At 73.3% G+C, this 24,026-nt stretch carries 23 protein-coding genes and 2 pseudogenes; 10 read left to right on the top strand and 15 right to left on the bottom strand.

Translation table 11 applies throughout. The annotated features are described in order from the left end of the window. Positions 1-8: 8 nt before the first annotated feature. The 3 genes from ABZ806_RS22610 to ABZ806_RS22600 are packed head-to-tail and all read right to left on the bottom strand — an operon-like array spanning position 9 to position 2,687. On the bottom strand, positions 9-911 hold the full coding sequence (locus tag ABZ806_RS22610) for a complex I subunit 1 family protein (protein WP_500219331.1): 903 nt from the start codon (positions 909-911) through the stop codon (positions 9-11). Next, the gene (locus ABZ806_RS22605) at positions 904-2,349 is read right to left on the bottom strand and encodes a hypothetical protein (RefSeq protein WP_500219330.1); all 1,446 of its coding nucleotides are present in this window, start codon (positions 2,347-2,349) and stop codon (positions 904-906) included. The genes ABZ806_RS22610 and ABZ806_RS22605 overlap by 8 nt, the downstream gene beginning before the upstream one ends. Then, positions 2,340-2,687, bottom strand: a complete 348-nt coding sequence (locus tag ABZ806_RS22600; protein WP_500219329.1) for an NADH-quinone oxidoreductase subunit A — start codon at positions 2,685-2,687, stop codon at positions 2,340-2,342. The genes ABZ806_RS22605 and ABZ806_RS22600 overlap by 10 nt, the downstream gene beginning before the upstream one ends. Before the next feature lie 208 nt (positions 2,688-2,895). Here ABZ806_RS22600 and ABZ806_RS22595 point away from each other — a divergent pair. After that, positions 2,896-2,955: pseudogene (locus ABZ806_RS22595) on the top strand (DUF2752 domain-containing protein); the annotation flags it as partial. A gap of 11 nt (positions 2,956-2,966) precedes the next feature. On the opposite strand, the gene ABZ806_RS22590 reads toward ABZ806_RS22595, so the two are convergent. The 3 genes from ABZ806_RS22590 to ABZ806_RS22580 form a co-directional block, all read right to left on the bottom strand. Next, entirely contained in the window at positions 2,967-3,299 is a 333-nt protein-coding gene (locus ABZ806_RS22590; RefSeq protein ID WP_500219382.1) for a hypothetical protein, read from the bottom strand. Further along, positions 3,296-3,646, bottom strand: coding sequence for a BlaI/MecI/CopY family transcriptional regulator (locus tag ABZ806_RS22585; protein ID WP_500219328.1), 351 nt, complete (start codon positions 3,644-3,646; stop codon positions 3,296-3,298). The genes ABZ806_RS22590 and ABZ806_RS22585 overlap by 4 nt, the downstream gene beginning before the upstream one ends. A 789-nt stretch (positions 3,647-4,435) precedes the next feature. Beyond that, positions 4,436-6,091 carry an acyl-CoA dehydrogenase family protein gene (locus tag ABZ806_RS22580; protein WP_500219327.1) on the bottom strand — a complete coding sequence of 552 codons (1,656 nt, stop codon included), beginning with the start codon at positions 6,089-6,091 and terminating at the stop codon, positions 4,436-4,438. 153 nt (positions 6,092-6,244) lie between these two features. Here ABZ806_RS22580 and ABZ806_RS22575 point away from each other — a divergent pair, with 153 nt between their 5' ends. Further along, positions 6,245-6,955: a DUF1707 SHOCT-like domain-containing protein gene (locus ABZ806_RS22575; RefSeq protein ID WP_500219326.1), complete on the top strand. Its 711-nt coding sequence runs from the start codon at positions 6,245-6,247 to the stop codon at positions 6,953-6,955. A gap of 2 nt (positions 6,956-6,957) precedes the next feature. Here ABZ806_RS22575 and ABZ806_RS22570 read toward each other — a convergent pair whose 3' ends face one another. From ABZ806_RS22570 to ABZ806_RS22550, 5 genes are read right to left on the bottom strand one after another with little or no spacing between them, the layout of a single operon-like run. Further along, positions 6,958-7,173, bottom strand: a complete 216-nt coding sequence (locus tag ABZ806_RS22570; RefSeq protein WP_500219325.1) for a hypothetical protein — start codon at positions 7,171-7,173, stop codon at positions 6,958-6,960. Between the two features lie 49 nt (positions 7,174-7,222). After that, positions 7,223-7,957 (bottom strand): sirohydrochlorin chelatase, encoded by a 735-nt coding sequence (locus ABZ806_RS22565; RefSeq protein WP_500219381.1) that lies wholly within the window; start codon positions 7,955-7,957, stop codon positions 7,223-7,225. 11 nt (positions 7,958-7,968) lie between these two features. Further along, positions 7,969-8,679 carry a phosphoadenylyl-sulfate reductase gene (locus tag ABZ806_RS22560; RefSeq protein ID WP_500219324.1) on the bottom strand — a complete coding sequence of 237 codons (711 nt, stop codon included), beginning with the start codon at positions 8,677-8,679 and terminating at the stop codon, positions 7,969-7,971. Continuing rightward, the gene (locus ABZ806_RS22555; protein ID WP_500219323.1) at positions 8,676-8,843 is read right to left on the bottom strand and encodes an Insertion element protein; all 168 of its coding nucleotides are present in this window, start codon (positions 8,841-8,843) and stop codon (positions 8,676-8,678) included. The genes ABZ806_RS22560 and ABZ806_RS22555 overlap by 4 nt, the downstream gene beginning before the upstream one ends. A 16-nt stretch (positions 8,844-8,859) precedes the next feature. Further along, positions 8,860-10,527: a nitrite/sulfite reductase gene (locus tag ABZ806_RS22550; protein ID WP_500219322.1), complete on the bottom strand. Its 1,668-nt coding sequence runs from the start codon at positions 10,525-10,527 to the stop codon at positions 8,860-8,862. Between the two features lie 697 nt (positions 10,528-11,224). On the opposite strand from ABZ806_RS22550, the gene ABZ806_RS22545 reads away from it, so the two are divergent. From ABZ806_RS22545 to ABZ806_RS22535, 3 genes are read left to right on the top strand one after another with little or no spacing between them, the layout of a single operon-like run. Beyond that, positions 11,225-12,289: a YihY/virulence factor BrkB family protein gene (locus ABZ806_RS22545; protein WP_500219321.1), complete on the top strand. Its 1,065-nt coding sequence runs from the start codon at positions 11,225-11,227 to the stop codon at positions 12,287-12,289. Positions 12,290-12,316: 27 nt separating this feature from the next. Then, positions 12,317-13,303, top strand: coding sequence for a phosphotriesterase family protein (locus ABZ806_RS22540; protein WP_500219320.1), 987 nt, complete (start codon positions 12,317-12,319; stop codon positions 13,301-13,303). 34 nt (positions 13,304-13,337) lie between these two features. Then, entirely contained in the window at positions 13,338-14,048 is a 711-nt protein-coding gene (locus ABZ806_RS22535; protein WP_500219319.1) for a phosphoribosyltransferase, read from the top strand. A 324-nt stretch (positions 14,049-14,372) separates the two neighbouring features. Here the strand turns inward: ABZ806_RS22535 and ABZ806_RS22530 are convergent, their stop codons facing one another. The 4 genes from ABZ806_RS22530 to ABZ806_RS22515 all read right to left on the bottom strand — a co-directional run bounded on the left by ABZ806_RS22530 (position 14,373) and on the right by ABZ806_RS22515 (position 18,084). Next, positions 14,373-14,669 (bottom strand): WhiB family transcriptional regulator, encoded by a 297-nt coding sequence (locus ABZ806_RS22530; RefSeq protein WP_021600082.1) that lies wholly within the window; start codon positions 14,667-14,669, stop codon positions 14,373-14,375. A gap of 185 nt (positions 14,670-14,854) precedes the next feature. Continuing rightward, positions 14,855-15,760, bottom strand: a complete 906-nt coding sequence (locus tag ABZ806_RS22525) for a ferredoxin family protein (protein ID WP_500219318.1) — start codon at positions 15,758-15,760, stop codon at positions 14,855-14,857. A 111-nt stretch (positions 15,761-15,871) separates the two neighbouring features. Beyond that, on the bottom strand, positions 15,872-17,419 hold the full coding sequence (locus ABZ806_RS22520) for a glycerol-3-phosphate dehydrogenase/oxidase (protein ID WP_500219317.1): 1,548 nt from the start codon (positions 17,417-17,419) through the stop codon (positions 15,872-15,874). 56 nt (positions 17,420-17,475) lie between these two features. After that, positions 17,476-18,084, bottom strand: coding sequence for a TetR/AcrR family transcriptional regulator (locus tag ABZ806_RS22515; protein ID WP_500219316.1), 609 nt, complete (start codon positions 18,082-18,084; stop codon positions 17,476-17,478). Between the two features lie 66 nt (positions 18,085-18,150). Between ABZ806_RS22515 and ABZ806_RS22510 the strand changes: the two genes are divergently transcribed. From ABZ806_RS22510 to ABZ806_RS22490, 5 genes and pseudogenes are all read left to right on the top strand, one after another. Continuing rightward, complete coding sequence (locus ABZ806_RS22510; protein WP_500219380.1) at positions 18,151-19,791, top strand: FAD-binding oxidoreductase; 1,641 nt, start codon at positions 18,151-18,153, stop codon at positions 19,789-19,791. Positions 19,792-19,796: 5 nt separating this feature from the next. Next, positions 19,797-20,678 (top strand): diacylglycerol/lipid kinase family protein, encoded by an 882-nt coding sequence (locus ABZ806_RS22505; RefSeq protein ID WP_500219315.1) that lies wholly within the window; start codon positions 19,797-19,799, stop codon positions 20,676-20,678. 329 nt (positions 20,679-21,007) lie between these two features. Then, positions 21,008-22,528 (top strand): metallophosphoesterase family protein, encoded by a 1,521-nt coding sequence (locus ABZ806_RS22500; protein ID WP_500219314.1) that lies wholly within the window; start codon positions 21,008-21,010, stop codon positions 22,526-22,528. 149 nt (positions 22,529-22,677) lie between these two features. Further along, positions 22,678-23,175 (top strand): DUF4234 domain-containing protein, encoded by a 498-nt coding sequence (locus ABZ806_RS22495; protein WP_500219313.1) that lies wholly within the window; start codon positions 22,678-22,680, stop codon positions 23,173-23,175. 134 nt (positions 23,176-23,309) lie between these two features. Then, positions 23,310-24,026, top strand: a pseudogene (locus ABZ806_RS22490) (bifunctional 3'-5' exonuclease/DNA polymerase); the annotation flags it as partial.

The raw sequence follows: 24,026 nt of genomic DNA, 5'->3' as shown, positions 1-24,026 counted from the left end.
CACCTCCCTCAGTTCACGACCACGATGCCGACGACCAGGGTCTGCAGCAGCGTGGCCGGGATCAGGACCATCCAGGCGGCGGTCATGAAGCGGTCCATCCTGATCACCGGGAAGCGCTGCCGGACCCAGACGAGGAAGGCCAGCACCGCGCACGTCTTGATCAGCGACCATGCCCAGTCCGGCAGCCACGGCCCGGCACCGCCGCCCAGGAACAGTGGCACCGCGGCCGCCGCCGCGACGGTCAGCAACGCGAACCGGCCGGCGAAGAACAGCAGCCTGTCCGGCCCTGACAACTCGGCCGCGACGCCGCCCGCCAGATCGTCCGCGACCGGGTGGTCCAGCGGCCCCCAGAAGGTCATCGCGAGCGCTGACAGGAGGTAGACCGCGAACGCGACAGGCATCCAGACGACGAACCAGAGGTCGTCCTGCGCGGCGGCCACGTCACCGAAGTCGAGCGAACCCGCGCCCAGACCCGCCGTGATGAGGGCGAACATGTGCGGCAGTTCGTACGCCAGCCCCTGCGCCAGGAACCGGTAACCGCCGATGAGCGGGAACGCCGAGTTGACGCCCCATCCGGTCAGCCACAGCGAGCCCCAGGCCACGACTTCCATCGCGTTGAACCACACGACGCTCACCGGCAGATCCCACACGCTCGTGTCGCCGAGGGGGATCACCGTCGCCGCCAGCAGAGCCGCTGTCGGAAGGCTGATCACGCCGATGCGCATGAGCAGGACATCCGGTGCCAGCGTGCGCCGCCGCTGCTGGACGATCAGCCGGACGCCCTCCCGCAACGGAGCGGCCGGACCACCACCGGCGCGGAACGCCGTGTCCAATGCCGCAGCCGAGTACGCCAAGGCGGCGAGGACGAGAGGCAGCGCCACGACGGCCCAGACCGGCGTCGGCTCACTCACCGGGGACCTCCGCTTTCGCTGCTGTGACCTGGTCGATGTCCGGGTCCAGGCTTGCGACCGTCAGCCGCGCCGCTGCCAACTCCGCGCCGTCCAGCAGCTCGGGGAGCATGGCGAGAACCGCCGCGCTCGTCCGGCGCTCCACCGGACCGCGCGGGCCGTCGCTCCCCAGCAGGGGTGCGGAGTCGTCCAGGCGTCCCAGGGCTTGGCCGATCTCGTCGAGCCAGCCGGCCAGCCGTGCGAACGCGTCACCGAGGTGGCGGGCGGACGGTCCGATGAGACCGTGGCGACCGGCCATGTCCCGGTCGATGACGCCGACGTCGCTGAGCATCCACCGCAACGTTCTCGACCTGCCGGTGCGGCGCGCGAGCTTGGCGACCCGAGGCGCGACATCGCTCTCGGGCGCCCCCGCGATGATCTCGTCGCGCAGTTCGCGGGCCTGGTCGGCCGCACTCTCCCAACCTGCAACGGCCAGCAGCCGGCCCACGCTGTCGAGATGGCTCGCCGCCCGTCGCCGTTCAGCGTCCGCAGTCGTCAGTTGCTCTCCCGCGGCCGACCGCAGCCACGGCTCGTCCCAGAAGGACGATCCGTCCGCTGCCCCTTCCATCACGGCGACCTCTGCGGCCTGGACGACATCCCCTTGCAGCGTCAGACGGAGTACAAGACCGGCGGGCCAGTCGGGAAGAGCCGGACCGAGCGGGACGTGCAGCACGTCGAGCTTCAAACCGTCCCGGTCCGCCGCTCGCTCGGCCATGGCCAGCCCCATCGGCGCCCCCATGTGATGCTGATGACCACCGTGCCCGCTGCCGTGGTTGCCGTGGCCAGCGTGGCCGCCATGCTCCATATGCTCGCGGTGCTGCTCGTCCTCGTCGGACGAACCCGCACCGTGTCCGGCATGACCCGAGTCAGCGGCTGGGGCGTGCTCGTTGTCGTCGCCGTCGTGGTCCTCGTCTTCATGCCGTATCGCTTCGTGGCCGCCGCCGTCGTCCGACTCTGACGAGGCCGCGTGGTCATGCTGATGGCCCGACGCTTGATCGCCGTGCTCATTCATCCCGTCGGCATCACTGTCGGGAGACCACGGTCCGCGCTCTCGGCGGGCCTCGGCGTCCGCCCGCTGCGCCGCGGTGTCCGCCAGCCGTCCGGCCGCCCGATCGAGCTCCGCGACGACCCGCTCGGCCGATGCGGACCCGTCCAGGCGGACGAGAGACCTCGGGCCCGGCATGTCCTCCCAGATCGTGTCCACCGCCGCCGTCAGGTCCGAGCCGGGCCGTCCGCACACGATCAGCATCGCCGCCGCTGCCGGCGATGTGACCATACGTCCGTTCCGCCGACGCAACTCGGCCTCAACGAGCAGCCTGGTCCGTGTCGCTCCGGGCGCCGTGATGACGAACGCGCGGGGATGCGCGTGGGCGAAGCGGAGGAGCCGTGCCGTCAGGCCCATCGGAAGGCCCCCTCGCGCCACGCGTAGACGACGCCGACGATCAGGAGCGCGAGGAACGCGAACATCTCGACGACCGCCTTCGTCCCCACTGAGGCGACCACCACCGCCCACGGATACATGAAGACCATCTCCATGTCGAAGGCCAGGAAGACCATCGTCACGGCGTACCAGCGCACGTGATGACGCGACAGTGCGTGTTCGCGCGGGCGTGTACCCGACAGAAACGGCCCGGCACTCGGGGCACCCGGCGGCGTGTACGCGAACGACAGCGCATAGACGGCCGCGACCACGGCCGCAAGCAACCCCAGAAGTGCGAGTACCGCTACGTACGGCTGCATGCCGGTGCCCCTGAAATCGACTTCCTCCTACGTCCAGTAGGAGATCATGCCCCACGACGGTTCTCATGGCTAACACCCAACGACCGGTCCCCGGCGATTCGGTGCCTACTATGGGAGCTAGTAGAGGACGCGACGTGCCGGCCCGGCTACCGCTGCGGCCGTCCTGCCCGTCCATGCTCATGTGCGCCCGTTGCACTACGCCGGGATCATGGACCCGCTGTGCGGCGGGACCCACAGCGTGCACTCCTCGATGAGCGGGGACTTCTCCATGGCGTGGCGCTACAGCCCGATCGCGTTCCCGGTCGTCCTTGGCGCGATTGCCCTGCTGGCACGGCACGCCTTAGGACTGGCCACGAACCGGAGCGCGAACGGAAGGGGCGTGGCGATCACGCGGATCCGTGAGCCGATGCTGGTCAGGATGAGGAGCAGCGCGCCCGGGATCAGGTCGGGGCGGGACGTCCAGAGGGTAGTGATGCCACCGTCTCGGACGGACATCCAGATCACCATCGCCAGGCAGCAGACCCCGTAGGCCACGAGGAAGCGGAGAGCTGGCGAAATCCCGACCGGCGTCCAGAACGCGCGGTTGCCGGTGTCCCTCGGCAGGACTGTCATGAGTCCTTCTCCAGCAGCGCTTGGAGGCGCTCCCGGAGGGCCGGGTCGGTGGCCGCTTGGTCGAGGAAATGGCTGACCGCCGCGTCACCGTAGGTGCGCAGTACGCCTTGCACGGCCAGAGCGGCCTCGTCGGCGGCGGCCGGTTCGTAGGCGTGGCCGCGCCCGCGGGTAGTGCGGGTCAGGGCGCCCTTCTCGGCCAGTCGGCTCATGACGGTGAGCACGGTGGTGTAGGCCAACGGTGGTGTCCGGTCGTTGTTGAGCGCGTCCAATGTCTCGCGGACGGTCAATGGCCGTTGTGCGCCCCAGAGAACGTCCATGATCTCGGACTCCAGACTGCCGAGCGCCATCGACGTCCTTCCCCTCGAACTACTACGCATCCGTCGTACCAGACGATACCTCGCGCACCGATCCGCGGGAGGTGTGTCACAGCGGCACGGTGGCCCGCGCGGGTGAGAACCCGGGCGTGCCGCCGCGCCACGTCGAAGCCCCGCATCACCCGGCCCGCGAGCGCTGTGACGAGCCCGCCGACCCCGCCACTCATCCACCAACCCCATCTACTGGCTACGTTAGTAGGTCAGGGGCTACAGCCGCCTTCTATCCGAGGGTCTACGGCCTGCGGTACAGGTGGCGCCGAGAAACGGACCTTCCTGCGCCAGAAAGGGGGCGTGCTCGTGGGCGGGGCGTGTATAACAACCGTCTGGCCGGCTCCAGCCGAGCAGAAACTCGAACAGGTCCTGGCCTGGCTCGACAGGCAGGCCATCTGGGGATGAGCCGTGGCCCTGTACATGGTGATCGGCCCCCGGCCTCCGGCAAGATCACCGACGTGTGCAACCACGCCGCCGCGGCTCCATTGCCATCGACTGCGACCTGATTCGAAGAACGCAGCCGCCGTGGGGAGTCCCGTGAGTACGAGCATGCTGCTCGATCTGAGCTGACGTCGCCTTCGGCAGGCGCGGCCTTGTGATTACACAGTGTAACTGAGCAATGGGTAAGCGCAAAGGTGCGCTGGATGCCGTTGGCGCGATGCGGCAGTTGCCGCTAGCGAGTTCACTAGCGGATGATCTTGCTGGGGGTGGTCGTGAGCGGCCTGGTGAGGCGGCTTGCTGGGGCGCTGATTGCGGATCTTGGGGGTGGGGTCAGCCGAGTTTGGGCGTCGCGCGGTCGATGATCGGGGCGACGTCCACGCCTGGGGGGAGGGTGCCGTAGGCGGCGCCCCAGTCGCCGGTCAGGCGGGTGGCGCAGAAGGCGTCGGCTACGGTCGGGTGACCGTGTCTGACCAGCAGGGATGCCTGCAGGACTAGGGCCAGGCGCTCGGCTACGCGGCGGGCGCGGAACTCGATCGTGGCGGTGTCGGTGAAGGCGTCCTTGGCCTCCTTGACGGCGGCGTCCAGGCGCGGGTCGGCTCCTCGGGCGAGTTCGACTTCGTCGAAGAACGCCTCCAGCGTTTGCGGCTCGCGGAGGATCGCACGCAGGAGATCGAGTGCGGCCACGTTGCCGGAGCCCTCCCAGATGGAGTTGAGGGGGGACTCGCGGAACAGGCGGGGCATGCCGGAGTCCTCGATGTAGCCGTTGCCGCCCAGGCATTCGAGGGACTCGGCGGCGTGCGCGGGCCAGCGCTTGCAGATCCAGTACTTGCTGACGGCGAGGGCGAGGCGCTTGAAGGCCGTCTCGGACGCGTCGCCGCGCACCGAGCGGTCGGTGGCGCCGGCCAGGCGCAGCATCGTGGCCGTGGCGGCCTCGGACTCGATCGCGAGGTCGGCGAGGACGTTGCGCATCAGCGGCTGGTCGATCAGGTACTTCCCGAACGCCCTGCGGTGCGCGGCGTGGTGGGCGGCGGCCGTGACGCCGTACCGCATCCCGGCCGCCGCGCCGATCACGCAGTCGAGCCGGGTCATGTTGACCATCTCGATGATGGTGCGGACCCCGCGGCCCTCGTCCCCGACCCGCCAGGCGACCGCGTTCTCGTACTCCACCTCGGCGGACGCGTTGGACCGGTTGCCGAGCTTGTCCTTCAGGCGCATCAGGCGGAAGGGGTTGCGGGTGCCGTCCGGCAGGACGCGGGGGACCAGGAAGCAGGTCAACCCCTCCGGCGCCTGGGCCAGGGTGAGGAACACGTCGCACATCGGGGCGCTGGTGAACCACTTGTGGCCGACGAGCCGGTAGGTGCCGTCGGGCTGGGGCGCGGCCTGCGTCGTGTTGGCGCGGACGTCCGAACCGCCCTGCTTCTCCGTCATCGACATGCCGGCGAGCAGCGCGTTCTTGGTGAGCGGCGCGCGCAGCCCGAAGTCGTACTCGGGCCTGGCGAGGAGCGGCTCGTACTGGGCGGCGAGCGCGGGGGACTGGCGCAGTGCGGGGACGGCCGCGTACGTCATCGAGACGGGGCAGCCGTGACCGGCGTCGACGCGCCAGGTGTAGAACTTCGCGGCGCGGGCGACGTGGGCGCCCTCGCGGGGGTCGGCCCAGGCCGAGCCGTGCAGGCCGTGCGTCACCGCGACGGTCATCAGCTCGTGCCAGGCCGGGTGGAACTCGACCTCGTCGATCCGGTGCCCGTAGCGGTCGTGGGTGCGCAGGACGGGCGGGTTCTCGTTCGCGAGGCGGCCCCACTCCTGGGCCTCCTCGGTGCCGGCCAGGCGGCCCAGCCCGCGCACCTCGGGCTCGGCCCAGGCCGCGCCCTCGCGGGCCAGCCCGTCCAGCAGGACGGCATCGTCGGCCACGTCGTGCCCGGTGAGCGGGGGAACCTGATTGACCACCTCGTGCGTCACCGTGCCGCCCTCCGCATTCCGTCCGCGCATGTTCACGCCGTTGCCGTGCAGGATACAGAACAACGTTCGGACGGCAGATGATCATGCCTGGACCGGGGCCGGAGGTCCATCCTCCTGAAGGGGTGGGACGATCTCGTTCCCCCGGCGGATTGTCGTGCCGCGGCGGGGGCATACCTTCGAGATATGAGTCAGTCCAGCCCGCAGCCCGAGCGGCCCTGCCCCGGCAGCCCGCCGGCCCGGCGGCAGGACGCGCGGCCCGACCGGCCGGTCCCCGGACCCCGCGACGCCCGGACCGCGCCCGGCGCCGTCCGGGCCTCCGACGCCGAGCGGGAGGCGGCGGTCGAGCGGCTGCGGATCGCCTCGGTGGAGGGACGGCTCACCTTCGAGGAGCTGACCAAGCGCACCGAGGCCGCCTACGCGGCCGTGAGCCGCGGCGACCTCGAGCGCATCACCGCGGACCTGCCCGGCATGGGCGCCCCCGGCGCGAACCCCGCGCCCATCCAGGTGAAGCGCCGGTTCAGCGCCGTCATGGGCGACTGCAAGGAGCGCATCGTCGGCCGCATCGACGGGCCGCTGGAGGCGGTGTCGGTGATGGGCGACGTCGTGCTCGACCTGCGCGGCGCGCAGGTCACGACCGGTGAGGTCCGCATCTCCGCGACCGCCGTGATGGGCGACGTCAAGATCATCGTCCCGGACGGGGTGAGCGTCGAGCTGACCGGCCACAACTTCCTCGGCGTCCGGAAGGTCAACGTCCGCGACCCGCACCCCGGCGCCCGCGTGCCCGTGGTCCGGGTCACCGCGACCGCCGTGATGGGCGACATCAAGATCGTCGACGACGAGCACCACGCGCCCGTCCGCCGCGCCATCGCCGAGTGGTGGAAGGACGGCACGTAGCCTCAGCGGCTGTCGTCGCCCCGCTCGGCCTCCCGGACGCCCGCCTCGTCCGGCGGCAGCGTGTCGGGATGCTCGTACCGCACGCCGGGCGTGCCCGTACCGCTCGTCTCCTCGCCGTCCGGCACCGTGCGGCCGCGGGCGTCGGAGCGGTGGGTCACCGGCGCGAACTCGCGGTCGTGCGTCTCTTCGGGTTCATGCCCGAGATCCTCGCCCTTCATGGCACCCCGCATACCCGGCCGCCGCGACGCGAATCGCCGGCTCGACGGGTTAGACGGCGGTGGCGGTGCGGGGCGTCTCGCGCGCCTCTTCGTAGCGGCGGACGATCAGGTCCGCTACCTCCGGGGCGGCGCCCAGCGCGGGGGAGACCGCGGACGCGCCGGCGGCGCGGGTCTCCTTGCCGACCTTGTCGGTGAAGTAGCCGGGCGCCAGGAAGTAGGACGCCACCGCGACGCGGGGGGCGCCCGCCTCCAGCAGCGCCGCCACGGCCTCGCCCGGCTTCGGGCCGGCCGCCGACGCGTACGCCGGGACGACGTCCCACCAGCCGCGCGGGCGCCACTCGAGCGCGAGCCGGGCGATCGTGGCGTTGGCGGACGCGTCGCTGGAGCCCGCCGAGACCAGGACGACCGCCGTGTCCGGGTCGCCGGGGTCGACGCCCGCGTCCGACAGGCGGCGCTCCAGGGCCCGGACGAGCAGCGGATGGGGGCCGAGCGTGCCCGCCGTCCGCAGGCGCAGGCGGGGATGCCGGGCGCGCACCCGGTTCAGGGCGCCCGGGAGGTCGGTCTTGCTGTGGTAGGCGGCGGTGAGCAGCAGCGGCAGCACGACCGCGGCACCGTGGCCGTTGCGGGCCAGGGTGTCCAGGAGCCGGTCCGGTGCCGGGGCGGCGTGGTCGAGGAACGCGGCGTGCACGGGCACGTCCGGGCGGCGCGCCCGGACGGCGCCGAGCAGCGCGGTGACGGTCGCGGCGGCGCGCGGGTCCCTGCTCCCGTGCGCGACCGCGACCATCGGGGGAGCGCTCACAGGTGGATACCGCACTCGGTCTTGCCCAGCCCGGCCCAGCGGCCGCTGCGCGGGTCCTCGCCGGGCGCCACCGGACGGGTGCACGGCGCGCAGCCGATCGAGGGGTAGCCGTCGTAGTGCAGCGGGTTGACCAGCACCCCGTTGTCCTCGATGTAGTTGTCCATGTCCTCCTGGGACCAGTCCAGGATCGGGTTGACCTTGACCATGCCGCGCTTGCGGTCCCACTCGACGACCCGGCGGTCGCGGCGGCTCGCGGTCTCGTCCCGGCGGATGCCGCTGAACCAGGCCATGTAGCCCTCCAGCGCGCGGCCGAGCGGCTCCACCTTGCGCAGGTGGCAGCACAGGTCGGGGTTGCGGCCGAACAGCCGGGGGCCGAGCGCGGCCTCCTGCTCCTCGACCGTCCGGGACGGGGTGACGTTGATGACGTTCACCGGGTAGACGGCCTCGACCGCGTCCCGGGTGCCGATCGTCTCGGCGAAGTGGTAGCCGGTGTCGACGAACAGGACGTCGATGCCGGGCTTCACCTTCGACACCAGGTGGATCAGCGCCGCGTCCGACATGGACGAGGTGAGGCAGATGCGGTCGCCGAACGTGGCGGCGGCCCACCGGATGACCTCCAGCGTGGGCGCGCCCTCCAGCGCGGCGGCGGCCGATTCGACGATGTCTTCCAGATCAAGGGTCGGCCGGTCGGTCTCCAGAAGAGTCACCGAGGGATCTCCTTGCTCGCGGTGCGGGGGGCTCCGACACCGAGGAACTTCAGCGTGAAGGATCGAAGGCAGTCGGGGCAGAACCAGGAACCGTGCTCTTCGACCGGCTCCAGGTTCTCCTCGCCGCAGTAGGGGCAGTAGAACGGCGCCATGCGCTCGCTCATGCGATGTCCGTCCCGCTCACTTGAGGTCGGCGTCGTCGGCGCGGCCCGCCCAGTCGGCGAAGGTCTCGCCCTCGGCGCGCTGCTCGTCGAACCTGCGCACGACCCGCTCGACGTAGTCGGTCAGCCCGGACGAGGTGGTCTTCAGCCCGCGGACCTTCTTGCCGAACGAGCGGCCGAGCCGCCCGCCCAGGTGGACCTGGAAGCCCTCCACCTGGTCGCCGTTCTCGTCCACGACCAGCTGGCCCTTGAGGCCGATGTCGGCGACCTGGACGCGGGCGCAGGAGTTCGGGCAGCCGTTGATGTTGATGGTCAGCGGGTGCTCGAACTCCGGGAGCCGCTTCTCCAGCTCGTCCATCAGGTCCATGGCGCGCTGCTTGGTGTCGACGATCGCGAGCTTGCAGTACTCGATGCCGGTGCACGCCATCATGTGCCGCCGGAACGTGGACGGCCGGGCCTGCAGGTCGTGCTCGGCGAGCGCCTCGACCAGGGCCTCGGTGTGCTCCGCCGGCACGTCCAGGATGATCATCTTCTGTTCGAGCGTGGTGCGGACGCGGCCCGAGCCGTAGCGGTCGGCCAGCTCGCCGATGACGCCGAGCAGCTCCCCGTTCAGCCGGCCCACGCGGGGCGCGAACCCGACGTAGAAGTTCCCGCCCTTCTGCGGGTGGACGCCCAGGTGGTCGCGGTGGACGTCCGGGGCGGTGGGCGCGGGGCCGTCCGGCAGCGCGTACCCGAGGTACTCCTTCTCCAGCACCTCGCGGAACTTCTCGATGCCCCAGTCCTTGACCAGGAACTTCATCCGCGCGCGGCCGCGCAGCCGCCGGTAGCCGTAGTCGCGGAAGATCGAGGTGACGCCGTGCCACACCTCGTGGGCCTGCTCGGGCTTCACGAACACGCCGAGGCTCTGGGAGAACATCGGGTTGGTGGACAGCCCGCCGCCGGCGAACACCTGGTAGCCGGTCTCGCCCTCCTCGTTCACCACGCCGACGAACGCGATGTCGTTGATCTCGTGGACGGTGCAGTGCGAGGTGCAGCCCGACATTGCCGTCTTGTACTTGCGCGGCAGGTTGGAGAACTCGGGGGAGCCGATGTAGCGGTCGTGGATCTCGCGGAGCTGCGGCGTCGCGTCGATCACCTCGTCGGCGGCGATCCCGGCCAGCGGGCAGCCGATGATCGTGCGCGGCACGTCGCCGCACGCCTCGGTGGTGTGCAGCCCGACGGCGGCGAGCGCCTCCCAGATCGCGGGGACGTCCTCGATGCCGACCCAGTGCAGCTGGATGTTGTGCCGGTTGGTGATGTCGGCGGTGCCGCGCGCGTAGTTGCGGGAGATGTCGGCGATGGTCCGCAGCTGCGGCCCGCTGAGCTGGCCGCCGTCGATGCGGATCCGCATCATGAAGTAGCGGTCCTCGAGCTCCTCGTCCGTCAGCGCGCCGGTCTTGCCGCCGTCGATGCCGGGACGCCGCTGGGTGTACAGCCCCATCCAGCGGAACCGGCCGCGCATGTCGGACGGGTCGATCGAGTCGAACCCCTGCTTGGAGTAGATGTCGATGATGCGGCGGCGGACGTTCAGCCCGTCGTCGTTCTTCTTGTTCTCCTCGGTGGCGTTGAGGGGTTCCCGGTAGCCGAGGGCCCACTGGCCCTCGCCCTTCTTACGCTTGATCGCGGGTGGCACGGCGCGCGTCCTCATCTGTTGGTCGTGAGGGACGCGTAGCGCACCGGCAGTCTTGGACGGCCGGCTCAACGCTGAGCAGGATCAGGTCAAAGGTGTCGCCGATGCACCACGCGCCCGCTGAGCAGGGGGCGTGGTCGGGGCGTCACCGACAGATCGCGCTGCGGACGCGCTGGAAGTCCACGTGGCGGCGCTTGGCCAGCAACGGGTCCGCGGCAGTCATACTCGAACTCTGACACGAGGTCTCGCGGACTGTCCAGTTGCGTCCGGGATACGGACACGTGACATGCGTCATCCCTGCCGCCGCCAATTCACCCCGGGCTCGGCGTCCGCGCCCTCCGGGCGCCCGGCTCCGCGCCGCTCCTCCGGCGTCGCGGGCGGCGGCCGATGCTGGCAGTCGCACCAGGAACCGCCGCGGCACTCCTCGTGGCGGCGCTCTCGGCACGGCGGGCAGATCATGTCTCCATTGTCCCCCATCGCGGCGAATGCACTCGTTGATCATGGTCCGGACGACGTTCCGCGCCGTCCAACCGGGTATGGGCACGGGGACGGACGGGGGCGCGGGACCCTGGCGAGACGGCCCGCGCGATGGCCCGCGAGACGGCCCGCGGGACGGCCGGACGGGGGAGGCGATCGGCGTGCGACGCGCGGAGCGGACCACTGAAATGGGCGATGCGGCATGTTCCGGGCGCGTAACGCTCTACGGTGGGGCGGTGTGACGACCGTCTCCGACGCCGAGGGCGTCCCCTCGGCCGGGGACTCCGACTCCGAACGGGGCCCGCGCGGCCCCCGCCCGAAACTGCGCGGGCGGCTGTACGCGCAGGCCCGGTCGGCGGCGCGCACCGCGGGCCGGTTCTGCTGGCTGCTGATCAAGGGCACCGCGGTCGGCGCGTTCCGCTACCGGGTGACCGGCCTCGCGGCCGAGGCCGCGTTCTTCGCGCTGCTGTCGCTGCCGCCCCTCGTCATCGGGCTGATCGGCACGATGGGCCACCTGCGCGGCCTGTTCGGCGCGGACACCGTCGCCGAGATCCGCACCTGGGTGATCGAGCAGGCGCGGACGGTGCTGACCGGCCCCGCGGTCGACACGGTCGTCGTCCCGCTGATCGACGACGTGATCCGCGGCGGCAGCCCCGACATCGTGTCCGTCAGCTTCCTGATCTCGCTGTGGGCGGGGTCGCGGGCGACGAACGTCTACGTCGACACGATCACGATCTCCTACGGCCTGTCCGGCGTCCGCGGCGTGATCCGCACCCGCACCCGGGCGTTCGTGCTGTACCTGATCGGGCTGCTGGTCATGCTGATCGTCATCCCGATGCTGGTGGCGGGGCCGGCGCTGGTGCGGCAGGCGCTGCCGGAGAGCGCGCCGGCGGTGCAACTGCTGTACTGGCCGGTCGTGGTGATCCTGTCGATCCTCTTCCTCGCGCTGCTCTACCACATGAGCGTCCCGGTGCGGACGTCCTGGTGGCGCGAGGTGGCCGGTGCCGTCCTGGCGCTGCTGATCTGGATCCTCGGCAGCGCCGGCCTGCGGCTCTACCTGGCCGGGTCGCTGAGCGGCGTGTCGGTGTACGGGTCGCTCGCCGCCGCGATCGCGGTGCTCGCCTGGCTGTACGTGGCGGCGCTCGCGGTGCTGATCGGCGCCGCGCTGAACGCCGAGATCGACCGGCTGTGGCCGAGCGGCGACACCGCCCGTGCGCGCGCCGTGCGGGAGGCGCAGGCCGACCAGGGGCCCCGCGACCAGGGGAGCGCGGGTAAAAACAAACCCGAATCCGGCTCTGAATAGGCTAAACATGTCGTAACCTCGCGTGTCATGACCCCCAGTGAGGAGACCCGCCGGCTGCGGACCGTGACCGGCACGATCGCGACGTCGGACATCACCGGGCCGGTGCTCTCCCACGAGCACCTGCAGATGGACCTGCGCTGGCCGGCCCGCCCCCAGCTGGTCGACTCCGACCCCGGCCGCTGGCTGGACGAGGAGAAGGGCGTCCAGCGGGAGCTGTCCGCGCTGCGCAAGGAGCACGGCCTCGGCCTCGTCGTCGACCTGACGTGCTCGGGCATGGGCCGCAACGCCGCCGCGCTCGCCCGGATCAGCGCCGGCGCCCGGGTGGCCGTGGTCGCCGGGACGGGCGTGTTCACCGAGCCGTTCCACCCGGCGTTCGTCCGCGAGACCCTCGCCGCGGGATCGGGCCCCGACGGCCCGTCCGGCGTGGAGCGGCTCGCCGAGCGGCTGCTCGCCGAGGTCGGCTTCGGCATGGACGGCACCAACTGCCTGCCCGGCGTCATCGGCGAGATCGGCACCTGGGGCGAGGCCCCGACCGAGGCCGAGGAGCTGTGCCTGCGCGCCGCCGCGCGGGCCGCCCGCTACTCCGGGCTGTCCGTCGCGACCTACGGCCGGGCGGGCCTCGCGCAGCTGGAGATCCTCGGCGCCGCCGGGCTGGCCCCGGAGCGGGTCGCGGTCGGCCAGCAGGACCGGGTGGACGACCCCGGCCAGCACCGCAAGATCGCCGAGACGGGCGGCTATGTGTCGTTCGGCACGCTCGGCCTCGCCGGCGAGGACCACGCCGCCGTCGGGCGCCGCGTGCGCTGCGTGATGGACCTGCTGGAGGCCGGGCACGCCGACCGGGTGCTGCTGAGCACCGGCGTCTCCCGGATGGCGCAGATCGCCCGCTACGGCGGCACCGGCTTCGGGTACCTCTTCGAGACGTTCCTGCCCGCGCTGCGGGCCGCGGGAGCCGACGACGCCACCCTGGACGCGATCCTGCGCGACAACCCGCTGAGGTGGCTCACCGGGGCGTGACCGGGTAGGGGTTCCCCCGGAAGGGGGTGTCCCCATGTCCCGGAACAGATCCGCGCGGGAGGACCTCCAGCGGGCGCAGACCGTCCGGCTCCCCTACACCGACCGCGCCGAGGCGGGCCGCGTGCTCGCCGAACGCCTCGTCCCCCTGGGGCTGGACGGGGCGGCCGTCCTGGCGCTGCCGCGCGGCGGCGTGCCCGTCGGCTACGAGGTCGCCCGGCGGCTCGGTTCCCCGCTCGACGTCCTGGTGACCCGCAAGATCGGGTACCCGCCGCAGCCCGAACTCGGCGTCGGGGCCGTCGCCGAGGGCGGCTCCCCGGTCTTCGACGGGGAGCTGCTGGCCCGGCTCGGGCTCGGCGAGGACGACCTGGCCGCCACGGTCGCGGCCGAACGCGCCGAACTGGACCGCCGCGTGGCGGCCTACCGGGGCGGCCGCCGGCTGCCCGAGGTCGCCGGGCGCCCGGTGATCGTGGTGGACGACGGGCTCGCGACCGGCGGCACCGCCCGCGCGGCGGTGCGGGCGACGCGCGAGCGCGGGCCGTCCCGGCTGGTGCTGGCGGTGCCGGTGGGCGCCGCGGAGACCGTCCGCGCGCTGGAGGCCGAGGTGGACGACGCGGTCGTCCCTGCGGCGCCGTGGGAGTTCCGCGCCGTGGGCCAGTGGTACCGCGACTTCGACCAGCTCACCGACGAGGACGTGACGGCCTGGCTCGCGCGCGCCGCACGCGACCCGGGCGGCAGTCCGGGGTGAGCCCGGTCCGGGGTGAGCCCGGTCCGGGCTGAGCCGGGTCCGGGGTGAGCCGGGTCGCGGGTGGGCGGGGTCGCGGGGAAATGGTGTGCGGCGGGTTTTCGTGAAAGGGCCACGTCGGGGAGCCCTTTGCGGTAAAAGGCGTCCGCGGGATTGTCGTGGTCCGATGTGACCATGCCGTGATGCAGATGTGACTCCGCACACCGGCCCGGCCGGGAGAAGGCCGGGCCGGGGCAACGCAAACGGCCCCGCAGTGCGGGGCCGTGTCGTTTTCAGGTGGCGTGCCGGGGATTGCGACGGGAGCGTTTCGGCGGCCTTCGCGCTCGGTCAGGCGGCGTTGGCGCGACGCATCCGGCGACGGCGCTCGGACGCGCGCTCGTCCTCGTTCAGACCGCCCCACGTGCCGTACTTCTCGGGCCTGGACACCGCGTAGTCCAGGCACTCCGTGCGGACCGGGCAGCCCATGCAGATCTGCTTGGCCTTGCGCTCGCGAATCTCGCGCTCGGGCTGGCGCTCGCCGTCGGGACCGAAGAAGAGGACGAGGTCTTCCCCCCGGCACGCCGCGGCGTCCTGCCAGCCCCAGCTGGGACGAGGGAGGTTTGCCTGCCGACGTACCTGAGCCATGGAACACCCACCTTGATTGGTTTCGAACAAAATCGGGACATGGACGCTCGACGTGCTTCAGGTGACATTGAGTCAGAAGCGCCGAATGTTCCAACGTCTGGAGTTGCCGCTCTGTTCCCCGTCCGGTTACTCCGGAAACCTGGGGACGTGCGACACGGAGGCCCTCGAATGGGGCCTCAAGGAGATTACACGAGGGCCGCCTCGTTGAGAAGGGTGAGTTCCCTAACAACATGGGTTCGCAGGTTCTCCCCGCAGTCCGGCCCGCAGGGATCGGACTGCTGGACGGCCTCCAGGGCCACCCGGTAACGGCTCTGCCGCGCGACAACGACCGCTTCGTACCGCGATGTCCCGGTGACCGATGCGACGGTCACCTCGTCCAGCCCGCGCAGTCCGGTGTGCGCCCGGACGAAATGCTCGGCCGCCTGCGCCGGCTCGGGCGTCCCGGCCCGGCCGCGGAACCGGTCGAGGACGACCTCGCCCCGCAGGTAGGCGTCCACGGCCCGCACGGCCTCGGTCTCGCCGAGGTCGCCGTAGTAGAGCCCGTGGGGAAGACACACCAAATTCGCCGCAAATCGGTCGCCGCCTACATGGGTGGTCTCCCAGACGAGGCGATCGAAACGCGTGGCGAGCGCGCGGGCCAGCGGGGCCCCGGTGCGCGCGCAGCAGGCGTTGTGCCGCCCGTGCGTGCAGGCCAGCAGCACCGGCTCGGCCACCGGCCCGCCGAGCCCCGGCGACCGGCCCGCGGCGAGCGCGGCCAGGTCGAGCGCGGCCAGCTCCGCCGGGTCGGCCAGCTCGCGCCCCTCCATCCAGACCTCGGCGCCGCGCGAGAACGCGGCGTAGACCTGGACCGGCGGGGTGGCCCGGCGGCGCCCCGGCCGCCGGATCAGCTGCGGCCGGACGCCGGCCCGCTTGGCGGCGCGCACCGCGTCGCCCACCGGATCCGGGCCGGGCAGGTCGGTGACGTTCTCCGGCCAGGGGCCGGGGTGCTCGACCAGCAGCCAGGCGCGCGCCTTCGCGGTCGCGCTCCCCAGGCACGGCCGCTCGCCCGTGTGGCTGCCGGGGCAGTGCCCGCAGCCGTTGCCGCCCGTCAAATGATCCCCCCGGCCGATCTTCAATCGATTAGGTAAGGGTAACCTAACGGGTCGCCGTCAAACCAGGTGGGGTGATGCGGGAGGGGTGACGGAGGTCTCAGCGAACCGCGCTCAGTGCAGGGCCGCGCGGGGCAGCAGGGCCTCCGCGGCCGGCAGCGCGGCCTCGCGGTCGGCGTCCACGAGGCCGATCCGGGTGCGGCGGTCCAGCAGGTCGCCCGCGTCGAGGGCGCCCTCGTGCCGCACGGCCCAGGCCAGCTCCGCCCCGGTCACCGGCAGGTTCGGGAGCACGGGCTCCAGCAGCGCCGGATCCTCCCTGCCGAGCGCGGTCAGCAGCGGCGCCTCGGTCCCGTACCGGTGGACGAGGCGGGGCGGCGCGTCGAGCACGTCCAGCCGGGCCCGCGGGGCCGCCCCGACGAGCGGGAGGCGGGCGGTCCGGCTCGGGCCCGCGGTGAGGCCGCGGGCGCGCACGGCGGCGTCCACGGCGTCCTGCGCCATCCGCCGGTAGGTGGTGAGCTTGCCGCCGACGATCGTGACGACGCCGTCCGGCGAGGTCAGCACCGCGTGGCGGCGGGAGATGTCGGCGGTGTCGCGGCCGTTCCCCACGTCCAGCAGGGGGCGCAGGCCGGCGTACGCGCCGATCACGTCCGCGCGGCGCACCGGGACGTCCACGGCGGACCCGAGCACGTCGAGCAGGAACCCGATCTCGGCCTCGGTCGGCTCCGGCACGTCCGGGATCGGCCCGTCGGCCGGCTCGTCGGTGAGCCCCACGTAGACCCGGCCGTCGCCCTGGGGGAGGACCAGCATGAACCGGGCGCCGCCGCCAGGGATCGGCACGTGCAGCCCGGCGGACAGCCCCCGCAGCGTCTCGGCCCGCAGCACCAGGTGGGTGCCCCGCGACGGGCGCAGCCGCACCCCGTCCATCAGGCCGCCCGCCCAGACGCCGGCCGCGTTCAGCACCGCCCGCGCCCGGACGGTGAACTCCCGCCCGGTCAGCTCGTCCCGGACGAGGGCGCCGTCGCCGGCCAGCCGCACCGCCCGGCACCGGGTGAGGACGCGGGCGCCGTGCCCGGCGGCGGTCCGGGCGAGCGCGGTGACCAGGCGCGCGTCGTCGCACAGCTGCCCGTCCCAGGACAGCAGCCCGCCGCGCAGCCCGTGCGGGCGCAGCGCGGGCGCGAGCCGCAGCGTCTCGACCGCCGACAGCCGGCGCGGGCCGGGCAGCACCGAGCGCGGGGTGCGCGCGGCGAGCCGCAGCAGGTCCCCGGCGCGCATCCCGCCGCGCGAGACGGCCGCCTGCCCGCGCGACACCAGCGGGGTCAGCGGCAGGACGAACGGGAGCGCGCGCACCAGGTGCGGGGCCGTGCGGCGCATCAGCACGCCGCGCTCGACCGCGCTCTCGTGGGCCACGTCGACCTGCCCGGACGCGAGGTAGCGCAGCCCGCCGTGGATCAGCTTGGAGCTCCACCGGGAGGTGCCGAACGCCAGGTCGTGCGCGTCGACCGCGGCGACCGTGAGGCCCCGCGAGGCGGCCTCCAGCGCGGCGCCGGCCCCGGTCGCGCCGAGGCCGACGACCAGCACGTCGACCACCTCGTCCGGCAGGGCGGCGAGCTCGCGTTCGCGGCGCGCCGCGTTCAGCGACGTCCGCGGTTCCGGTCCGGTCATCAGGGCTCCTCCGTACGCGCCGCCGCCGTCCGGCGGGGGCGATGGGTCGGGCGGGGTCAGGGCGCGAGCATCCGGTCCAGGACGTGCCGGAGTTCGGCGTCGAAGGCGTCGGGACCGAGGTCGGGGTCGGCGTCGTCGATCATCGTCGGCGCCGACAGCGCGTAGGACTGGACGACCAGCAGCAGCGCCCGCGCCTGCCGGGCGGGATGGCCGGGGCGGACCGTCCCGTCGGCGTGCCCGGCCGCGACGCCCTCCTCGAACCACGCCAGGAACGCCAGCTGGCTGGCGCCGCAGCGGTCCAGGACGTAGGGCAGCAGCAGCTCCGGGTCCACTTCGATGATCTTGCGCAGCAGGGGGTGGTCGCGGAACGTGCGCACGCCGGTGACCAGGCCGTCCACCATCCGGGGCCGGACGGGGCGGCCGTCGTCGGGCGGCTGCAGCGCCTCGCCGATGCCGGTCCACTCGCGGGTCATCAGGTCGGCGACGATCGTGCGGACGTCCGGCCAGCGGCGGTACAGCGTCATCCGGGAGACGCCCGCGCGGCGGGCGATGTCGGTCAGCGTCGTCCGGCGCACCCCGACGGCCAGCACGCAGTCGCGCGCCGCGTCGAGCACGGTGTCGTCGGCGGTCCGTGCCGCCGGCCTGTTGTGACGATTCGACGTCATGTGTCACAGTGTAAGCACAAGGCCGATGGAGCGGGTGGAGAGGGAGGCGGCGTGGAGACGCGGGACATGCTGTGGAGCGGCTGGGGGGATCCGGCCCGGGCCGAGCCGCTGCCCGAGCCGACGGCCGGGCTGCTGCGCGACCTGCTCGGGGTGCGGCCCGCCGCGGCGCCGCCGGCCGCCCTGGCGGCGGTGAAGGTCGCCGCGCCCCGGCTCTCCGGCGGCGACCTGACCGCGCTCGCCGGAATCGTCGGGGACGGCAACGTCCGCGCCGACGCGGAATCGCGGATCCGGCACCTGCGCGGCAAGTCGACGCCCGACCTGCTGCGCGCCCGCGCCGGCGAGACCTCCGACGCGCCGGACGCGGTCGTGCTCCCCGGCTCGCACGACGAGGTCCTCGCGGTGCTGGAGGTCTGCGCCGGGAAGCGGATCGCGGTGGTCCCGTTCGGCGGCGGCACCTCGGTGGTCGGCGGCCTCGCGCCCGAGGGCGTGGACGCCTTCATCGCCCTCGACCTGCGGCGCATGGACCGCCTCGTCTCCATCGACGAGGTCTCCCGGACCGCCGTCCTGCAGCCCGGCCTGCGCGCGCCGGCGGCGGAGGCGCTGCTCGCCGAGCACGGCTTCACCCTCGGGCACTTCCCGCAGTCGTTCGAGTGGGCGTCGATCGGCGGGTTCGCCGCGGCGCGGTCCAGCGGGCAGGCGTCCGCCGGGTACGGGCGGTTCGACGACATGGTCGTCGGCCTGACCGTGGCGACGCCGGCGGGCGCGCTCGACGTCGGCCGCGCGCCGAAGTCCGCCGCCGGGCCCGACCTGCGGCAGCTCGTCCTCGGCTCGGAGGGCGCGTTCGGCGTGATCACCTCGGTCACCGTGCGGATCCGGCCCGTCCCGCGGGCCAGGGAGTACGAGGGCTGGCGGTTCGCGTCGTTCGCCGCGGGCGCCGCCGCGCTCCGCCGGCTCGCCCAGGACGGCCCGCTCCCCACGGTCCTGCGGCTGTCGGACGAGACCGAGACCATGGTCGGCCTGGCCGACCCCTCCGCCATCGGCCAGGGGGCGTCGAGCGGGGCTCGTCCTTTGGATGGTGGTGGGCGGGGGCTGGCGGACGGTGCTTCCGCCGGGTGTCTGGCCGTGGTGGGGTTCGAGGGGACGCCGGGCGACGTGGCCGCTCGCCGGGCCGGGGCCGCGGAGGTGCTCGGCGCCGCCGGCGGCGAGCCGCTCGGCGCCGCGCCGGGCGAGAAGTGGGAGCACGGCCGCTTCAACGCCCCCTACCTGCGCGACTCCCTGCTGGACGTCGGCGCGTTCGCCGAGACGCTGGAGACCGCCGCGTTCTGGTCGGACGTCCCGGGGCTGTACGAGGCCGTGCGGGGCGCGCTGACCGGCACGCTGTCCGAGGCGGGCACGCCGCCGCTCGTCATGTGCCACATCTCGCACGTCTACGAGACCGGCGCGTCCCTGTACTTCACCGTCGTGTCGGCGCAGGGGGACGACCCGATCGAGCACTGGGCGCACGCGAAGCGCGCGGCCGGCGACGCGATCATCGCGGCCGGCGGGACCATCAGCCACCACCACGGGGTGGGCACCGACCACCGCGACTGGTACGCCGCGGAGATCGGGCCGCTGGGCGCCGCCGTGCTGCGCGCGGTCAAGGACCGGGTCGATCCGGCCGGGATCCTCAACCCGGGCGTCCTCGTCCCGCCGGCCCCGGAGGAGTAGCCGCCATGCGCGCGTTCACCGCGATCGTCAACCCGGCGGCGGGCGGTTCCGCGTCCGCGTCCGGCCTGATGCCGCTCGGCAGGCTGCTGCGCGAGGCGGGCGCCGAGCTCGACGTCGAGTACAGCCGGAGCATGGAGCACGCCGCCGGGCTGGCCCGCGCCGCGGCCGGGGCCGGGCGGGTCGTGCTCGGCGTCGGCGGCGACGGCATGGTCGGCTGCGTCGGCGGGGTCCTGGCGGGGACCGGCGCCGTCTTCGGCATCGTCCCGGCCGGGCGCGGCAACGACTTCGCGCGGCAGCTCGGCGTCCCGTCCGGCGCGGCGGAGCTCGCCCCGCTGCTGCTCGACGGCGAGCCGCGCGCGGTGGACACCATCGAGGCCAACGGGACGCCCGTCCTCGGCAGCGTCTACGCGGGCATTGACGCGATCGCCAACGACAACGCCAACAGGACGCGGCTGCTGCGCGGCTCCGCCGCCTACTACGCCGGGGCGCTGCGGGCGGTCCTGTCCTGGCGGCACGCCGACTACCTGATCACCGTGGACGGCGAGCGGCACCGGCGCGAGGGCTACACCGTCGTCGCGGCGAACTCCGGCTACTACGGGTTCGGCAAGCACATCGCCCCGGACGCGCGCGTGGACGACGGGCTGCTCGACGTCGTCCTCATCCGCAAGGCGCCGCGGACGCTGTTCTTCGCTGTGATGCGCGAGCTGGCGGACGGGTCGCACGTCCGGCGCCCCGAGGTGGAGGTCATGCGCGGCCGGGAGGTGCGGATCGAGCTGGCCGGGCCGCCCGGCCGCAGGCTCCCGTACGGGGCGGACGGCGAGCTGCCGGGCGTCCTGCCGGTCACGGCGAAGATCATGCCGGGCGCGCTGCGGGTGCTCGCCCCCTGAGGTTTTGGCCCGGCGTTTGGGCTGGTTTACGCCACCATTACGGCCCTCCGTATAGCGTCAGTTACGTCCCGCTTTCGGGACCTTGGGGCCGTCTGCGGAGGCATCATGAGAGGCGACTGCACGCTCGCCGTTCTGGGGGGACTCATGATGCCCGCGGCCGCCCCGGACGTGGTGGCGCCGGCGTCCTTGGGGGTGACGCCGGCGTCCACCACGCGCACCCCCGCACCGGCCCGGTGCGGGGCCGGGCGGGACGGCCGCCGCCCGGCTTGACGCGGAGATCGCCTCCGGACAGGCTTTGAGGATTCCCTCACCGCAGCCGGAGGCATTCTGTGTCCGAGGTTCCCCCCGCGCCCGACAACTCGCGCACGTCCGAGGAGGGGGCGGGCTGGAGCTGCGGGAGACCCGGCACGTTCAACGAGCTGCTGCCGGCGCGGGTCCCCGACTTCTCCTGGCGGCGTCCTGCGGTGCTGTGGCGGTCCCGCAACGACGTGCTCGCGCGGCTTTTCGGCGACCCGTCCGACGCGATCCGGCGGCGCTGCGTCGCCGCCCTGCGCGAGCGCGGCACCCCGGCCGCGTTCACCGTGCACCGGTCGGCGCCGGAGTTCTCGTTCGCGCTGCTCGGCGACACCGGTGAGGGCGACCGGTCGCAGTACGCCGTCGTGCCGCCGCTGCTGCACGCCGCCGCCGGCACCGACTTCATGATCGTCGCCAGCGACGTGATCTACCCGACGGGGGACGGGGGCCAGTACCCGGAGAAGTTCTTCCGCCCGTACAAGGACTACCCGGCGCCCATCTACGCCGTCCCGGGCAACCACGACTGGTACGACGGGCTGCGCGGCTTCCTGCACGTGTTCTGCGACCTGGACGCCGACTGCTCGCCGCCGCCCTGGCGGGGCCTGTTCGCGTTCGTGCCGCGGCTGCTGTGGCGCCACTCCGGCACGATCGACCCGGAGGCCCTCGCCGAGGCCCGCCGCACGTTCCGGGGCGCGCCCGGCCAGCAGGGCGTCCAGCCGGGGCCGTACTGGGCGATCGACACGCCGTCGCTGCGCATCATCGGCGTCGACACCGGGATCACCGGCGGCCTCGACCGCGACCAGGGCCGGTGGCTGCGCGCGGTCTCCGGTGGCCCCAAACCCAAGCTGCTGGTGACCGGAAAGCCCCTGTACGTGGACGACGACCACCGGCCGGGGCCCATCGAGGGCGGCGGGACGGTCGACGAGATCGTCCGCGACCCGGCGCACCACTACGTCGCCGCGATCGGCGGCGACATCCACAACTACCAGCGCTACCCGGTGCCTACCGGCGACGGCCGGACGATCCAGTACATCGTCTCGGGCGGCGGCGGCGCGTTCATGCACGCCACCCACACGATCCCCCGGACGCACGCGGTGGAGGAGAACGAGTTCCGCTGCTACCCGCTGCGCGGCGACTCGCTGTCGCGCTACAGCAAGCTGTACGGGCGCTGGCTGCGGCTGCCGAAGCTGTTCGAGCTGACCCCCGAGGAGGCCACCGCCGCCGTCCGGTACCGGCTCGGCATCCGGCCGGGGCGCGGCTACAAGCCGGCCGGGGACGCGCGGCCGTCCCGCCGCGCGCGCTTCGTCGCGTCCGTCCTCGGCGTCCCGCGCGACGGCCGACGCCGCCCCCGGTTCCTGCGGCTGCCGGTGCACCGGCTCCCGCAGCGCTTCCGCTCGGAACTGGCCGACTGGGACAGGCCGCCGTTCTTCAAGAGCTTCCTGCGCCTGGACGTGACGGAGTCGCGGCTCCGGATCCGCTGCTACGCCGCGACCGGCTGCGGCGACCACGAGGCGGCGCCGCCGTGCGAGGACGAGGTGACCATCCCGCTGCGCTAGCCCGCCGGCCGGGAATGTGTCCACAATCGGCGTTTTGTGCGCTCGACGTGGTCGGATCCCGTTACAGTCATCCCTCAAACCCCACGGGTGAACGGTTACGGACGGTCGGCCGGAAAACGACCGCGTCCCACAGGAAGAGCGAAAACTCGATGAGTTACCCCCAGCAGGGTCAGGGTCAGGCCCAGCAGCCTTACCAGGGCGGCAACGTCCCCGCCCCCGCACAGCAGGGCGCGCCCGCCGCCGTCGGCGCGGGCAACAACATGAAGCGCCGCAACCCGGTCGGAGCCTGGCTCGGCCTCCCCCTCATCACCTTCGGAATCTACGGCCTCGTCTGGTTCTTCAAGGTCCACGACGAGCTGCACCAGTACGACCGCCGCATCGACAACGCCGCCACCAACGCGCTGCTGTCCATGCTGTTCGGCGCCATCACGCTCGGCATCTGGCCCCTGGTCATGTACGTCAAGCTCGGCGGCCGCATCGCCCAGGCCCAGCGCGCCGCCGGCCTCCAGCCGAGCTGCAGCGGCGGCATCGGCTTCCTGCTCGGCATCATCGGCTTCGGCGTGCTGTACTACCAGATCCAGCTGAACAAGGTCGTCGACCGCTACGGCGACACCCCGGCCGGCCAGCAGGTCTCGCTGGTCGCCTGAGCCGCCGATCGCATCGGGGCTACGGCCCTGGCCCCCGCTGAGAGATCACACCGCAACCCCTTCGCGGATCACCCGCCGCGGAGGGGTTCCGGCGTGCCCGGGGTTCTGTCGGTGGGCGGCGGCAGAATGGGCGGGTGAGGATCGCGGTGGCCGCCGGTCCCGGCAGCGGGGGAACGCTGCGGACGCTCGCCGAGGACGGCACGCCCGCCGCCCCCGCACGCCCCGTCCCCGACCTGGCCGCGGCGATCGCCGAGCAGGAGCGCGCCGCCGCGCCGCGCTGGGTGTGGCCGTCCACCGCGCGGCTCTACCCGCGGCTGCTCGGCGCGGGCGTCCGGGTGGCCCGCTGCCACGACCTCGAACTGGTGGAGAGCCTCCTGCTCGGCCATGCCGGACGGTACGGCGAGCCGCGCTCGGTGCCCGCGGCGTGGGCGCGGCTGCGCGGCGAACCGGTCCCGCCCGACCGCCCGCCGCCGGGCGGCGAGCCCGCCCAGCCGTCGCTGTTCGACGACGACCCCGGCGGCGCCGGCCCCGCCGACGACATCGCCCAGGTCGTCGCGGTGCACGCCGCCCAGCAGCAGGCCGTCGCCGGCCTACCTGGCTTCGCGCTGCTCGCCGCGGCCGAGTCGGTGGGCGCGCTGGTCGCCGCCGAGATGGGCCACGGCGGGCTGCCCTGGTCGGCGCGGGAGCACGACGCCCTGCTCACCGAACTCCTCGGCCCCCGCCCCACCGGCGGCCTCCGCCCCCGCAAGCTCCAGGACCTGGCCGACCGCATCAGCGCCGCCTTCGACCGTCCTCCAGGCCGCCGCCGGCGCCCGCGGCCGCGCCCGCGGGCGGGGCGGGCCGGGGCGCGC

The organism is Spirillospora sp. NPDC047418 (assembly GCF_040643275.1).
In the GTDB taxonomy this organism is placed as follows: Bacteria; Actinomycetota; Actinomycetes; order Streptosporangiales; family Streptosporangiaceae; genus Spirillospora.
This window is presented reverse-complemented; position numbering and strand designations above follow the sequence as displayed.